We start from the raw sequence: 13,858 nt of genomic DNA, 5'->3' as shown, positions 1-13,858 counted from the left end.
TTCCTAACGGACAAAAAAAACCGGTGAACTTCTCATTGAAGTCCACCGGCCAGAAGTTTTCCACTCGCTAGTTCACGCACAACGTGCGTTTCTTCGCGAAAACTTAGGTGTTAATCACAGGAATCGTGCGATACGGGATCCATGATCTTGGTATTGCGTTCGATCGCCAGGGCTACGGTCCGTTGCTCCAGCCCATCATGACTGCGCGCGACGATCGGAAAGATCTGCCGCTTGTCAGGCAAATTCATCTTCACGAGAAAGGCGCCATCTTCGTGAACCTTCACCGGATCGCCAGAAAGGGTGACATAGGCGCCGGTACGAGTGCGACCGTAAACGATCATCTCCACATCGACGTCCAATTCAAACTCTGGCCGCTGGCGATGGAGACGTTCGGCAACCTTACCAAGCTGAGCCCCCAGCGGCTCACCGATTGAACGGCTGAAACGCTCTTCCAGCATTTCTTTCAGCTCGCGGCTGACGTTCTCATCATCATTGCCGCCGCTTAGCGCGTAGATGCGATCGACGTTGTCGGCGACGTCGCTCCAGTTGGCGTCGACATCGTCACATGCGCCGGGCTCTGGGGTGGTTACCAGATTACTGCGAGACAAAGCATGAAACTTGCCCGAGGCCGAGACATACCCGATGACGGCTCGAAAACTCTTGGGCGGTTCGTTGACATCGATATACCAATTGCGAACTCCGCCATGGACATCGATTTGGCGAACAACACGTTCAGCAGCACCACCATCGACTTCCATCAGACGCAGTACAGGACGTGCGGTGTGCCAATGCTCGGCCAAGGCGGCCTTCGCACGCTGAATGGACTTGCGCGAGATTTCCCAGTAGGCATGCAGCCAGAAAGAATCGCGAACCATTAGCGCGATGCGATCTTGCGAGGCTTCATTGTCGGTATGCGAAATGTCTTTCAGTTGCTCTCGTCGTAGATGCGCGTCTTGAATGTTACGCACGACTTTCGGACTTGACTTTTCGGCGCGGGCGGCGCCATTTTTGGCTGAACCTGCTTTGGGCGGAGGAGTCGTGCGACTCCGTTTGGCCGGCGGCACTTCGCTTTTTGTCGACTTCGTACTAGGTGTGGCCACTTTTGCGGCAGAAGCCGACTTGCGGGTCACTTGGGTTCGATTCAACTTCAAGATCGCTTTGACAAGCTCTTCTTTACGCATTGAATGCCAGCCGCTTACTCCACGGCTTTTGGCCATTTGAGCAAGATCTTTGGCGGTATACTCTTTCAAAGACGCTGCGGTAATCAACAGACTAGTCCTCCACACGTCGGCCAGACCAAGCGAGCGGCGCACTTCTTCCGCTATCCTGTCGCTTGGTACGGTTGGTTCGTCCCGGTTGTTTCGTCCGTGAAAGAAATGTATTGAACCGTCTTTGCCCCAATTCCGTTTGATTGGACAAAGTTCGGCGTCGGTTCAAGTTCACGAAAAGGCGTGCAGCAGCTGGTGTAGTTGTTGAAATTCAACAGGCATACAGCCAACTTGTTCGGGGAGCAACTTCTCTGTTATTCCGTCATTCCAGTAGGAGAGCTCCGCTGATACATCCCAGATGACACATCTCAAAAACGAGTAACGCAAAACCTGGGGAAGGGTCGAAGCCCTCAATGGGCCTGTCTCCAGCGGTTGTTTGGGCGAAAGGGCCAATCGCCGCAACCTAGTCTTCCCGAGGTAATCCCCTACTCCCAATCAGCGGCAGCAATCCTAGCCATCTCCATGTACTAGCCTAATAGAATTGCGGCCGCAATGCAATCAAAAACTCCCCCAGATGGCCGATAAAGGGGATCCTTCACATTCGAAGCCCATTCTGCACCGCTTACTACGCAGCCCAATCCAGGGGTACCAAGAGAAATGCAACTCTTTTCCTGGTAATCAATTACGACGGGTCAAAAACTTTGTGAATTTTTGCACGATCTTGCCTTCGGACGATTGACCGCCTGTGCCCGTTCCCTTACATTGATTCGCAATTCTGCAAGATGCCTCACTTTTTCATTGACGCTTTTACTGCGACAAGAAATCAGCTTGAGCAACCAACCTACCAACGATCGGCCGCCGATGGCGGTCGCCTACGAGTGGGTGGGACGCATTTTTGCGGTATGTATTGAGATGATTGCCCCGGGATTGGCTGGCCACTGGCTCGACACGCAGTTTGGCATACAGGGCCTGTCGCTACTGGGGTTTGCATTAGGTATCACGCTCGCCATTTATCACCTGCTGCAATACGCCAAAGCGGATCAAAAGCAGCGTGACCAATCGGACGAGCAGCCGCGGTGAACGCCGTGTATAGGCAACTGCTTCCTTTCGCATAACTTCACCGCCTTTCGCAGAACTTCGCTGTCACCGCCGTGAACACCGCCCCCTCGGATAATTCGCCAACGCCACGACTGCTCTCGCAGCTATGGCGCCCAGCGCTCGTACTGATGACCGCTGTCGCACTGCCGACCCCGCTCCTTGCTTGGTACGCGCAAACGCACTACGGCGAGCTCGGTATCCAGGCGATGCTGATCGCGGCGATCGTCTGCGGCGGAAGTTCGCTGGCCGCACTGACTTTGATCGTGATGTACAAGCAAACTCCGCATCAATTGCACGCAGCGCTCGCCGGAATTGGCTTGCGAACCGGCCTGCCGTTGATGATCGGCGCGTTTTTTAAACAAGCGGGCGGCCCACTTGCAGAGGCGGGCGTATTCGGGATGATTATGGTCTATTATCTGACCACGCTCCTAGCCGAGACTATCTTGGCAGCTCGTCTTATCCAACCCGCAGCGAACGTCTCGAAGGCTTCCTAATCCGATGGCATCCGACCCGATCCTGCACATCAAAGACAATTACTACTTTGAAGTCCCCAAAGGACTCGCGCCTTCTCATCGCGAGTCGCTTCAGGACTTCCCGGATGTTTGGATTCGTCTGGATCCTGACTTCCAACTGTGGGAAGCCAAAGCGGTCCACGCCAAGCTTGCAGAGCTAAGCAAAGGGGTTCCCGCCGAAACCGAATTCGTGCACAACTGGGAGCATTGGCAACATGAGCCAGGCAACCACGGCAAACCGGTTCGTCGTTACCTCAAAGAGCTTGCTGAAGAGCAGACCGCCGACAACCAACCAGCGAATCCATGGGCTGAAAACTGGGCCGAAGCCCAGCAAGTAGTTAGCGTCGCCGAATATCGCGAAACGGCCAAACCATGGTCGCCGCAAAAGATCGCTGGCTACAACGAAGCTCTCTCGGGCAAGATCATCATCCCGCAGCCGTTTGGTGAACTCCGGAATCTGTACCAAAAAGATTCTGGCTTCTGCATCTCGCGGTTTATGGTGCTGGAGATGTTTATCGCCGTGGTGATGTTGCTGATCTTCACCTGGTATGCGGCGCGGTTAAAGAAAAGTATCGTTCCCAAGGGACGCATCGTTCAACTGATTGACGTCTTCGTCTGCTACCTGCGTGATCAAGTCATTCGTCCCGGCATCGGGCACGGCGCCGACAAGTTTGTGCCGATCCTGCTGACCATGTTTTTCTTTGTGCTGGGCTGCAACTTACTGGGGATGATTCCTTGGTTAGGGGCGCCAACCGCTTCGTTCAGCGTGACCTTATCGCTCGCATTAGCGACGCTGTTGATTGGCCTCGGGGCTGGCGCCTTGAAATTTGGTCCGATCGGCGTCTGGACGAATCTGGTGCCGCACATGGATTTGCCTTTGGTCCTGGCGATCCCGATTAAACTGATGCTATTTGTTATCGAAGTCCTGGGCTTGTTCATTAAACATGGCGTGCTTGGCGTTCGTTTGCTGGCCAATATGGTAGCCGGACACGTCGTGTTGTTGGGCATTGTCGCGATGGGCGTCGAGATGTCAGGCTGGTCGCTATTTATTGCCGGTCCGATTATTGTCTTCGCCGCCATTTTGTTCAGCTGCCTAGAACTGTTCGTCGCCTTCCTACAGGCGTACATATTCACATTTTTGTCTTCGTTGTTCATTGGCGCATCGACCCACCATCACTAAGTCGAACGTCTGCGAATACACCGTTGTTTACCCAAGGTTGAGGAGAACGAGTCCGTGTCCAAAATTGCAAAGCTTTGCTTGTACAGCTTCGCCGCTGTCCTGATCTGCGCCGTCCCGGCGCTGGCCCAAGAAGGTACTGCTGCAGCCGCCGCTGCTGGTGCTGCCGCCGGTTCTGGTGGTCTGATTGATATGTCCAAATACATGGGCGTGGGCCTGACTGTGATCGGCGCCGCTTACGGCATCGGCAAGTTGGCCAGCAGCGCGTTGGAAGGTATGGCCCGTCAGCCAGAGATGGCCGGTAACATCCAGACCGCGATGATTATTGCTGCTGCGTTGATCGAAGGTTTTACCTTCTTCGCGCTCTTCATTTGCTGGGGCTAAGACTCCTCCATTCGGTCGAGGCTTACCCGCGTTCGCCTTCACGATTGGGCCTAAACCATAGGTTTAACAGATCATGCGCTTCCCTATTTCCAAACTGTTGCTCGTCGCCGTGATGGCGACCGTTAGTGCGACGTATTGCGTTGCGCAAGAGAAAGAGCCCGCTCCCACCGAAAATCCTCTCGAAGCGGTCGAAAATACGATCAACGAGGGAATTGAAGGGATGGAAGCGGCTGGAGAAAAGGCAGTGCATGACGCCCATGACGCGGCGGAGCATCACGGCGAGATCCCAGGGGACCATGACCCGAATGATCTGTCGCACAATGACGCCGCTCCGGGGATGTCCAAGCCCGAAGAATTGTCCCTTGATCTGGCGACTTTCAATTTCCTGATTTTCGCTGGGTTAGCTGCACTGCTGACAATCGTGGCTTGGAAGCCGATTGTCACGGCGCTAGATGGTCGCGAAGCGGCGATGGACGGCAAGGTGGCCGAAGCTCAAAAAATGTTCGCTGCGGCAGAAGCGAAGCTGAACGAGTACAACCACAAGTTGGCCGAAGCTCAGCAGGAAATCCAAAAGTCGCGTGAGCAGATCCTGAAAGAAGCGGAAGCGAAGCGACTGCAGATCTTGGCTGACGCTCAAGCGGCCGGCAACGCCGAACGCAAGCGGGCCCAGCAAGAAATCGAAGCAGCCAAATCCCAGGCAATCACCGATCTGACGAAGCAAAGCGTCAACTTGGCGATTGATCTGGCCAGCAAGATCACCCGGCAACAACTGAAGCCGGAAGATCACCAGAATTTGATTAACGACACGCTCGCCCAACTTCCGAGCCAGAACTAACCGGGAATCGCAAGCTCGATGGCCGAGACTAGCCACCATCCACGATTTGACCTCTCCAGCGAACGCGTTGGCGTGATTTACGCAAAAGCGCTGTACGGCGCTGCGGAAGCCGCCGGCTCGATCGATGAGGTCGTCGCCGAACTCGCTTCGTTAGTACAAGACGTACTCACGCATCCGAAGCTGGCGAACGCGGTGATCTCGCCGCGAATCAGTCATAGCGAACGTTTAGTCATCCTCGACAAAGCGTTCGCCGGACGAATGAATCCCACGTTGCTGACATTCTTAAAAGTGCTGTCGAACCATAATCGGCTTTACTGCATTCGCGAGATTCAACGTGCGTTTCATCTGTTGGTGGGCGAAAAGCGGGGACGCGTCGATGTGAAAGTCACGTCGGCCCAACCGTTGAGCGAACAATCGTTCGCCGCAATCACCAATCGTTTGCAAGAAACCTTGGGCAAGGATGTCGTGGTTCTGGCCTCCGTCAATCCGGCGCTAATTGGCGGGCTGATCGTACGCATCGGCGATACAGTGATCGACGGCAGCGTCGCTCATCAATTAGAAAACATTCGTCGTCAAACGCTTGACGCGGCAGCGCAGCAAGCCAAAGACGCGCTTGAGCGGTTTACGACCTCCAAAACATAGACGGCTCTGAAGAATTTAGACGCCTCCGACCAACAACGGTAGTTCCATGAAATTTAATGCGGACGAGATCGCTTCGATCATCCAGCAAGAGATCCAACAGTACGAATCGCAAATCGATGTGCGTGAAGTCGGCACCGTGCTGGAAGTCGGCGACGGCATCGCACGCGTCTACGGCCTATCCGGAATCATGGCCGGTGAAATGGTTGAATTTCCCGGCGGCGTCAACGGCCTGGCGTTCAACCTGGAAGAAAACAGCGTCGGCGTGATCATCCTGGGCGACTACCTCGGCATCAAAGAGGGAGACGAAGTCAAGGCGCTCGGCAAACTGTTGTCGGTTCCGGTCGGCAATGCCGTGTTAGGGCGTGTGGTCGATCCGCTGGGTAACCCGCTCGACGGCATGGGCCCGATCCAAACGACCGAATCGCGTCCCGTTGAATTCCTGGCGCCAGGCGTGTCTGAACGCAAGCCGGTTACCGAGCCGATGCAGACCGGTATCAAAGCGATTGACGCGATGACGCCAATCGGCCGCGGTCAACGCGAGTTGATCATCGGCGACCGTAAGACCGGCAAAACGGCGATCGCTCTCGACGCGATCCTGAATCAAAAAGATACCGGCGTAAAATGCTTTTACGTCGCGGTGGGCCAGAAAGACTCTTCGGTCGCCGCCGTGGTCGAAGTCCTGCGTCAGCATGGCGCGATGGAATACACCACCGTGATTGTCGCCGGCGCCAGCGCTCCGGCGCCGTTGCAATACGTTTCGCCTTACTCGGGCACCGCGATGGCCGAGTACTTTATGTTCAACGGGCAACACGCGCTGATTGTGTACGACGACTTGTCGAAGCAAGCGGTCGCCTATCGCGAACTGTCGCTGTTGATGCGACGTCCGCCGGGCCGCGAGGCGTACCCGGGCGACGTGTTTTACTGCCATAGCCGCTTGCTAGAACGTTCTTCAAAACTAAGCGACGCGCTGGGTGGCGGTTCGCTCACTTCATTGCCGATCATCGAAACGCTCGAAGGCGAAGTTTCGGCCTATATTCCGACCAACGTGATCTCGATTACCGATGGCCAGATTTATCTGCAGCCTGACTTGTTCTTCGCTGGCCAACGTCCGGCCATGAACGCAGGTATTTCGGTTTCACGCGTTGGTGGTAACGCCCAGATCAAAGCGATGAAGAAGGTCGCCGGCGGTTTGCGTCTCGACTTGGCGTCCTTCCGCGAATTGGAAGCCTTTGCACAGCTTGGTACCGAACTGGATCCAGCGACTCAGTCACGTCTCGATCGTGGTTATCGCATGGTCGAGTTGCTGAAGCAGGGTCAGTACGCACCCATGAACGTGACCGATCAGGTCTTCAGTATTTACGCCGGCACCCGAGGGCACTTGGACGAAATTCCGCGTGTCGACGTGCTCCGCTGGGAACGTGAGTACCTTGACTTTATCCACGCCAAACATAGCGATCTGTGGAACAAGCTGGCGGAAGCGAAAGACCTGACCTCAGAGATCACGGAGAGCATCGAACAAACGATTAGCAGCTTCCAAGCGACCTTCGTGCCGACCAAGCAAGAAGAGTTTTAAGCTGCGACCGATCATCGTTTGGGAACTTTCTCCCGCCAAATCCTGCTGACGAAATAAACGCGATATGGCTAACCCACGAGCACTTGATAAACGCCGCAAGTCGGTCCGCAACATTCGCAAGATCACGCGGACGATGGAATTGATCGCTACTGCGCGATACAAGCAGGCGATGGATCGTGCCGCGGCGGCGACCGCCTACACCGATCGCATTACGCAGATCGTGAAGGACCTGACCGCGTCGAATCTGGACTTTAAGCATCCGCTCTTGCAACAGCATGACAAGCAAGAGAACGCGACGTTGCTAGTGCTGACCTCCAATCGCGGTTTGTGTGGTGGTTACAACGGCGGTCTCTGCCGTGCGACCTTCCCGCATGTTGTCGATCTGAAAAAAGAGTTCAGCAAGCTACGTCTAGAGATTGCCGGCAAGAAGGGGATTGGCCTGTTTCGCTCGCAGCGCAAGCTAGAAGCAGACCAGGCTTACACCCATTTTGAAGACAAGCCGCGTTACGAAGAAGTCGAAGTCATCGCCAATCGCTACTTGCAAGAGTTCGCGTCCGGCAAGCTGGATCGGCTGGATGTCTCCTATACGAAGTTCGTCTCCAGCAGCAAGCAGATCCCGGTGATCGAGACTTTGTTGCCGCTGGGCTCGCTGGACGGAGTCGGTAACGAGGAGCCTTCCGAAGAATCGATGTACGAATTTTTCCCGTCGGCCCAAAGCATTTTGGAAGAGGTCGTTCCGACCAGTTTCAAAGTCAAGCTGTTCAAGTGCTTCCTCGACTCTGCGGTCAGCGAACAGATTGCTCGCATGGTGGCGATGAAGTCTGCGACCGAGAACGCGTCGGACTTGATCAAGCAGCTGTCACGGGAATACAACCGCGCCCGTCAGGGACGGATTACCAACGAAATCATGGAAATCATCGGCGGCGTTGAAGCGCTCAACAACTAGGCTGCATTCCTGCAACTGCGTTGTCGCGTGCGTTACGTCGTGAGCACCACAACCATAATTCAAAAGCAAAAGATAGCGATATGGCGACTGCAATCGAACCGGGTCAAAGTGTCGGCCGCGTTACCCAGGTGATCGGCTCTACGTTCGACGCGGAATTTCCCGAATCGAACCTGCCGGCGATCTACAACGCCGTGAAGATCACCAGTGATCACAAAGGGGTGCACCTTAACCTAACCGGTGAAGTGCAACAGCACCTCGGCGGCGGTCGCGTGCGTTGCGTCGCGCTCGGCAGCACCGAAGGCATGATGCGTGGCCAGGCTTGCGTCGATCAGGGCAAACCGGTCACGGTGCCTGTCGGCAAGGCCACGCTGGGACGCGTCTTCAACGTGCTGGGCGAAACGATCGATGGTCGCGGCCCGATCGAAGCAGACGATTTTCTGCCGATTCACCGCAGTGCTCCGCCGGTCTCTGAGCTGTCGACCAGCACCGAAGTGTTCGAAACCGGTATTAAGGTGATCGACTTGCTCACCCCGTTTGTTCGCGGTGGTAAAGCGGGTCTGTTCGGCGGGGCCGGTCTCGGGAAGACCGTGATTCTGACCGAGCTGATTGCTCGTATCGCTTCGGCTCACGGTGGTTACTCGGTATTCGCAGGCGTCGGTGAACGCACCCGCGAAGGAACCGACCTGTGGCTCGAAATGCAAGAGACCGAAATCGGTCAGACCGGACGTAAAGTTATCGAACAAACCTGCATGGTGTTCGGTCAGATGAACGAACCGCCGGGCGCACGTCTGCGTGTCGCGTTGTCGGCTTTGACAATGGCCGAGTACTTCCGTGACTCGACCGGCGCCGATACTCTGCTGTTTGTTGACAACATTTTCCGCTTCTCGCAAGCAGGTTCGGAAGTGTCGGCCCTCTTGGGTCGTATGCCTTCGGCGGTCGGTTACCAGCCGACGTTGGCGACCGAAATGGGCGGTCTGCAAGAGCGTATCGCTTCGACCAAATCGGGCGCTATTACCTCGGTGCAAGCGGTTTATGTGCCGGCGGACGATCCGACCGACCCGGCGCCGGCGACGGCGTTTGGTCAGCTCGACGCGTTCATTTATCTTGAACGTTCGATTTCGGAAAAGGGTATTTACCCGGCGGTCGATCCGTTGGCTTCGTCCAGCCGGATTCTCGATCCGCAATATGTGGGTGCTCGGCACTATGCGATCGCTCGCCGCGTGCAAACCACGCTACAGCGTTATCGCGAACTGCAAGACATCATCGCGATTCTCGGCGTCGACGAATTGAGCGAATCGGACAAGTTGATCGTCCATCGCGCTCGCCGCATCGAACGCTTCCTGTCGCAACCGTTCCTGGTGGCCGAAGTCTTCACCGGCAAAGCGGGCGAAATCACGCCGCTGGCGGATACGATCCGCAGCTTTGAAGAAATCTGCGACGGCAAATGGGATCACCTGCCGGAAGCTGCCTTCATGTATGTTGGCCCCATTGAACAAGCGGAAGAGCAGGCCAAAGAGATGGCCAAGAAGGGAAAGAAGTAACCGATGCCGCAGCTCAAATGCATCGTCGTCACGCCCGAAGCTACGGCGCTCGAAACGACCGCCGACTTCGTCGCGTTGCCGTTGTTCGACGGCGAAATCGGCATTGCGCCTTTGCATAGCCCGATGATTGGTCGTCTGGGCTACGGCGAAATGCGCATCGTGAGCGGCGGCTCGACGATCCGTTACTACGTGGACGGCGGTTTTGTCCAAGTCGCTAACAACGAAATCAACGTTCTGACCGGCAAAGCGATTCCGGTCGAGCAGGTTTCAAAGGTCGAAGCCGAAAAGCTCCTGCAAGAAGCGATGCAACATCCGGCGACCACGGATGATCTGCTCGCGATTCGCGAGCGAAAGGTCGCTCAAGCGCGAGCTCAGATCCGGATTTCACAAAACTAGCATCCTCTGCTAGCAAACGCGAGCCGCAAACTCTCACTAACTTCACCAACCGGTCGGGTTCGTTTCCGTCCCTTGGTAAGATTCGCGTCTGCGCGAATTCTCGGTAATTTGCGGCCTGCGTTACGTCCGATCAATTTCTTAGAGAGTCAGTGAATCGCCGCCCCTGCTTGGTGATTCCGACTGGCTGATAAGTTGAGCTGATCGGACGCATTATGACTGCGAAATACGAACTTCATACTGCCAACACCCTGCAAGGCGCTCATCGTCGTCCTGCGCGCCTTCAGGCGGAGCTGCTGATTCGCCGCGGGCGAGCCGACAAGCCGAGTCGTCCCGTGACGGCTCCGCTTTTTTTGATCGGCTCTGGCAACGATTGCGATCTGGTCCTCGGAGACCCGCAGTTTCCTGAGTCGTACGCCTATATATATCATCGCGGCTCGCAATTGACGCTTCGTTGGCTGGGCGCAGGTCCCGAGTTGACCGTCAACGGTGAGCAGTTCTCGGACGGCAAGATCGCCAACGGAGATCGAATCCGCTGCGGTCCTTACGAATTTCAACTGGCCATCGCCAGCGGAGGCGGTGCGAAAGAGAATCGCCGCACGCTGAAGCAGCAAGTCGGCCACGCGCAAGCAACCGAAGAAGCCGCACGTACAGCGGTTGAAAAATTGATTAGCCAAGTCAAGCAGAATCTATTTGGCGATCAATTTGTTGAGGAAATCATCCCGTCCCATTGGAGACGCGCCACCGCATGAAACCTCGTATTGCCGGAGAGCAACGATTTGTATCGCCTGTCGCAGCCGAGCGAAACTTCGCCGGCTGGATCGATATCGATCGACCGTTCGCATCGCCAGGCGTTCGCACATCCGACTTTCAAGACGGAGCGAATTCAAAAACGACGCCCCGTAGCGTAGTTATCTCTGCGCGAGTTGATCTGCTGCGCAATCAACTGCGGGAAGAATACGCCCGACTTCTTGTCGTCTAACTCTACATGCTAAACTAGCGGCATGTCCAGTCGCGCTCGCCGCTTCCGTCTCGCTGTATTGCCGCTGCTACCGCTGGCGTCGCTGCTGATATTGTTCTTCGGACCTGCGGTGTTGGGGGACGAAAGCTTTGTCTTTCGCGACGCAGCGCATTTCTACTATCCGCTCTTCTCGCATATCCAATCGGTGTGGGGCGCCGGACAGCTTCCGCTTTGGAATCCCTACGACGGCGTCGGCATGCCGCTTTTGGCCGAACCATCGGCCAGCGTCTTCTACCCCGGCAAGTTGTTGTTTACGCTACCGATTTCGTTTGCGGCGGCGCTGCGTTGGTATGTTATCCTGCACTTTGCGCTGGCCTATCTGAGCACCTATAACGTAACTCGGCGGTTAGGCGTCTCGCGGTTCGGCGCCGTGTTGGCCGCGATCAGCTACAGCTTTGGCGGATACGTCATCGCAACGCACGCCAATGTGATCTTTTTGGTGGGCGCCGCTTGGGCGCCGTTGGCCTTGTACAGCGGGATTCGTATCGCGCGAGAAGTCAACAAGCCAACCGCCGCGCCGCTGTTTGCGATGAGCCTGGCGATGATGATCTTGGGGGGCGATCCGCAAGCGGCGTTCCATATCGCGCTGGTCGCCGCCGGCTATTTTGTTTGGTTGCATGGTCGCTTGTTGCGAACTCCCCTGCTCTTCCTGCGTCGCGGCAACGGACTAGCAGCCGGGATTTTGTTGGCGGCAGCGGTCTCGGCTGTGCAGATCTTGCCGACGGTCCAGTGGGCGGCTCGCAGTCGGCGCGCCTTGGTCGAGCAACCGCGGACAGTTTATGAATACGCAAGTCAAAGCTTAAGCGGCAAGCAGCCATCAGCCCAAGTCTTGCTTGGCAAAGTCGAGCAGGGAATTCAGGAACGTGAGTCGTATCAGTTTAGTTTCGGCCCCTGGCGCTGGCCCGAATTGATCTGGCCCAACTTTACCGGCCGGATGTATCCCGAAAATCATCGCTGGGCAGACGCAATCCCAGCCGAAGGTCGCGTCTGGGCTCCATCGCTGTATATCGGCGGCGCGGCGTTGTCGCTGGCGTTGATAGGCGCGTGGAGTTGTCGCCGGCAGTCGGTTGGAATACTGCTGATCGCGTTGATTGTGATCGGCGTGCTTGGTTCGCTTGGCTGGTATGGCCTGGGCTGGTTATTGATCGAGATTGGCCACGACACCGGGCTTTGGCCGAAAGAATCCCTTGGGATTGGCGAACCATTCGCCGGGCTCTATTGGCTGTTTAACGTGCTGATCCCTGGCTACGCGTCTTTTCGCTATCCGGCCAAGTTGTGGTTGTTGGCGGCGCTGGCCGGCAGTTGGCTGGTTGGTTTCGGTTTTGATGTTGAGCAGCAGCGTGGCTTTCGTTGGCTTGCGCGATCGATGCTTGGATTGATCGCAATCAGTGGCGTTTCGCTTGCCGCCGTCACTTTGTTTCGCAGCATGATCGTAGCCTCGATTCGCAACATTCCGGCGAACTTGCTGTTTGGCCCACTCGATAAACAAGCGGCGATAAGCGACGTCCAGCTTGGGATGTTGCAAGCCATCCTGGCTGCGCTCTGCGTTTGGGGAGTAATTGTCGTTTCGCGTCGTCGTCGGCCGGTTGTCGCTCCGATGCTAATCGCGATTGTCGTGCTCGATCTTTATGCCGGGCTCGCTTGGACGGTTGCCTCGGCGCCAACGATGCTCTGGGAGTCTCCGGCAATTGCCTTCCCTTATCAAGCAGTGGCGCGTTGGCATCGCAAGATCTCCTCCAATGGATATCCGCCAGAGTTCGCAGAATATACGTCCAGCGAGCGTCAAACAGACGGGCTGCGTTTTGATCGCGAGTCTCTCTTTCCGCGGTATCACCTGCTCGAAAAGGTTGGTTCGATCGTTCCTTCCAATAGTCTGGCGCCGGCCGACTATACGATCCTGCTAGAAGAACTCAACCAACAGAGCTTCCCGCAAATGGGCCAACTGCTGTCGGTCGGGGGTCTTATCCGTTTAGAAGATTCGACCTATCACCAACTTAGGTATCCCAACGTCACGCCGATGGCTTGGATCGCCGCTAAGCATCGCCGCGATCCGCTCGACAACACGCAGTCCCGCGACGAATGGCGCGACGCCGCCAAGCGATTCATCCAACTCCCCGCTGGCCAGGCAATCTTGCATGGAGAACAGGATTCTCCTTACCAAACTAGCCTGTCGCAAGCTTGGATCGTCGATCAAGTTGACTACGATCGAGTTAGCGACGGCGTGATTGTAGTCAACGCGTCGCTCTCCAAGCCTGGTCATGTGATTGTGCAGGAATACTACGATCCAAGTTGGCAAGCGACCATCGAACTAGAAGATGGCACTACGATCATCACGCCCACCGAAAGAGCCAATGTCGTCTTTCAAGCGATCGCGCTGCCGGCAGGAATGCACCGCGTGACGCTGCGCTATGTGCCGCTGTCGTTTTACTATGGCGCGGCGATCTCGATCGTCGGTTGGTTGTTGCTAACGTGTTGGGGCGCGATCGCAATCCGGAGCAGGGTCCGCATATCTTCGTAGCCCGAAGCGC

General features: G+C 56.1%; 14 protein-coding genes. 13 read left to right on the top strand and 1 reads right to left on the bottom strand.

From position 1 onward, the window contains the following. Positions 1-110: 110 nt before the first annotated feature. Positions 111-1,313 (bottom strand): DUF4912 domain-containing protein, encoded by a 1,203-nt coding sequence (locus SH421x_RS07620; protein ID WP_488854821.1) that lies wholly within the window; start codon positions 1,311-1,313, stop codon positions 111-113. A gap of 723 nt (positions 1,314-2,036) precedes the next feature. Between SH421x_RS07620 and SH421x_RS07615 the strand changes: the two genes are divergently transcribed. The 13 genes from SH421x_RS07615 (at position 2,037) to SH421x_RS07555 (ending at position 13,848) form a co-directional block, all read left to right on the top strand. After that, positions 2,037-2,288 carry an AtpZ/AtpI family protein gene (locus tag SH421x_RS07615; protein ID WP_488854820.1) on the top strand — a complete coding sequence of 84 codons (252 nt, stop codon included), beginning with the start codon at positions 2,037-2,039 and terminating at the stop codon, positions 2,286-2,288. A 71-nt stretch (positions 2,289-2,359) separates the two neighbouring features. Continuing rightward, positions 2,360-2,800 carry a hypothetical protein gene (locus SH421x_RS07610; protein WP_488854819.1) on the top strand — a complete coding sequence of 147 codons (441 nt, stop codon included), beginning with the start codon at positions 2,360-2,362 and terminating at the stop codon, positions 2,798-2,800. Positions 2,801-2,804: 4 nt separating this feature from the next. Further along, entirely contained in the window at positions 2,805-3,998 is a 1,194-nt protein-coding gene (atpB, locus tag SH421x_RS07605; protein WP_488854818.1) for a F0F1 ATP synthase subunit A, read from the top strand. A 54-nt stretch (positions 3,999-4,052) separates the two neighbouring features. Further along, on the top strand, positions 4,053-4,379 hold the full coding sequence (gene atpE, locus SH421x_RS07600; RefSeq protein WP_488854817.1) for an ATP synthase F0 subunit C: 327 nt from the start codon (positions 4,053-4,055) through the stop codon (positions 4,377-4,379). 73 nt (positions 4,380-4,452) lie between these two features. Beyond that, a complete protein-coding gene (locus SH421x_RS07595; RefSeq protein ID WP_488854816.1) occupies positions 4,453-5,214 on the top strand; it encodes a F0F1 ATP synthase subunit B in 762 nt (253 codons plus the stop codon). An 18-nt stretch (positions 5,215-5,232) separates the two neighbouring features. Beyond that, positions 5,233-5,856: an ATP synthase F1 subunit delta gene (atpH, locus tag SH421x_RS07590; protein ID WP_488854815.1), complete on the top strand. Its 624-nt coding sequence runs from the start codon at positions 5,233-5,235 to the stop codon at positions 5,854-5,856. A 46-nt stretch (positions 5,857-5,902) separates the two neighbouring features. After that, positions 5,903-7,429, top strand: a complete 1,527-nt coding sequence (atpA, locus tag SH421x_RS07585; RefSeq protein WP_488854814.1) for a F0F1 ATP synthase subunit alpha — start codon at positions 5,903-5,905, stop codon at positions 7,427-7,429. A gap of 64 nt (positions 7,430-7,493) precedes the next feature. Beyond that, positions 7,494-8,375, top strand: coding sequence for an ATP synthase F1 subunit gamma (atpG, locus tag SH421x_RS07580; protein ID WP_488854813.1), 882 nt, complete (start codon positions 7,494-7,496; stop codon positions 8,373-8,375). A gap of 80 nt (positions 8,376-8,455) precedes the next feature. Further along, positions 8,456-9,916 (top strand): F0F1 ATP synthase subunit beta, encoded by a 1,461-nt coding sequence (gene atpD / locus SH421x_RS07575; RefSeq protein WP_488854812.1) that lies wholly within the window; start codon positions 8,456-8,458, stop codon positions 9,914-9,916. Positions 9,917-9,919: 3 nt separating this feature from the next. Continuing rightward, entirely contained in the window at positions 9,920-10,312 is a 393-nt protein-coding gene (atpC, locus tag SH421x_RS07570) for an ATP synthase F1 subunit epsilon (protein WP_488854811.1), read from the top strand. Positions 10,313-10,524: 212 nt separating this feature from the next. Next, positions 10,525-11,061 (top strand): FHA domain-containing protein, encoded by a 537-nt coding sequence (locus SH421x_RS07565; RefSeq protein ID WP_488854810.1) that lies wholly within the window; start codon positions 10,525-10,527, stop codon positions 11,059-11,061. Continuing rightward, positions 11,058-11,291 (top strand): hypothetical protein, encoded by a 234-nt coding sequence (locus SH421x_RS07560; RefSeq protein WP_488854809.1) that lies wholly within the window; start codon positions 11,058-11,060, stop codon positions 11,289-11,291. The genes SH421x_RS07565 and SH421x_RS07560 overlap by 4 nt, the downstream gene beginning before the upstream one ends. A gap of 22 nt (positions 11,292-11,313) precedes the next feature. Next, a complete protein-coding gene (locus SH421x_RS07555; RefSeq protein ID WP_488854808.1) occupies positions 11,314-13,848 on the top strand; it encodes a YfhO family protein in 2,535 nt (844 codons plus the stop codon). Positions 13,849-13,858 lie beyond the last annotated feature (10 nt).

The organism is Blastopirellula sp. SH421 (assembly GCF_057808535.1).
The sequence above is the reverse complement of the archived record's forward strand: the minus strand, read 5'-3'. Positions and strand labels throughout refer to the sequence as shown.

What these genes read in the sequence shown, in the direction of transcription:
- atpB (WP_488854818.1), top strand. Translation starts at nt 2,805, where the DNA reads ATGGCATCCGACCCGATCCTGCACATCAAAGACAATTACTACTTTGAA.
- SH421x_RS07595 (WP_488854816.1), top strand. Translation starts at nt 4,453, where the DNA reads ATGCGCTTCCCTATTTCCAAACTGTTGCTCGTCGCCGTGATGGCGACC.
- atpH (WP_488854815.1), top strand. Translation starts at nt 5,233, where the DNA reads ATGGCCGAGACTAGCCACCATCCACGATTTGACCTCTCCAGCGAACGC.
- atpA (WP_488854814.1), top strand. Translation starts at nt 5,903, where the DNA reads ATGAAATTTAATGCGGACGAGATCGCTTCGATCATCCAGCAAGAGATC.
- atpG (WP_488854813.1), top strand. Translation starts at nt 7,494, where the DNA reads ATGGCTAACCCACGAGCACTTGATAAACGCCGCAAGTCGGTCCGCAAC.
- atpD (WP_488854812.1), top strand. Translation starts at nt 8,456, where the DNA reads ATGGCGACTGCAATCGAACCGGGTCAAAGTGTCGGCCGCGTTACCCAG.
- atpC (WP_488854811.1), top strand. Translation starts at nt 9,920, where the DNA reads ATGCCGCAGCTCAAATGCATCGTCGTCACGCCCGAAGCTACGGCGCTC.
- SH421x_RS07565 (WP_488854810.1), top strand. Translation starts at nt 10,525, where the DNA reads ATGACTGCGAAATACGAACTTCATACTGCCAACACCCTGCAAGGCGCT.
- SH421x_RS07560 (WP_488854809.1), top strand. Translation starts at nt 11,058, where the DNA reads ATGAAACCTCGTATTGCCGGAGAGCAACGATTTGTATCGCCTGTCGCA.
- SH421x_RS07555 (WP_488854808.1), top strand. Translation starts at nt 11,314, where the DNA reads ATGTCCAGTCGCGCTCGCCGCTTCCGTCTCGCTGTATTGCCGCTGCTA.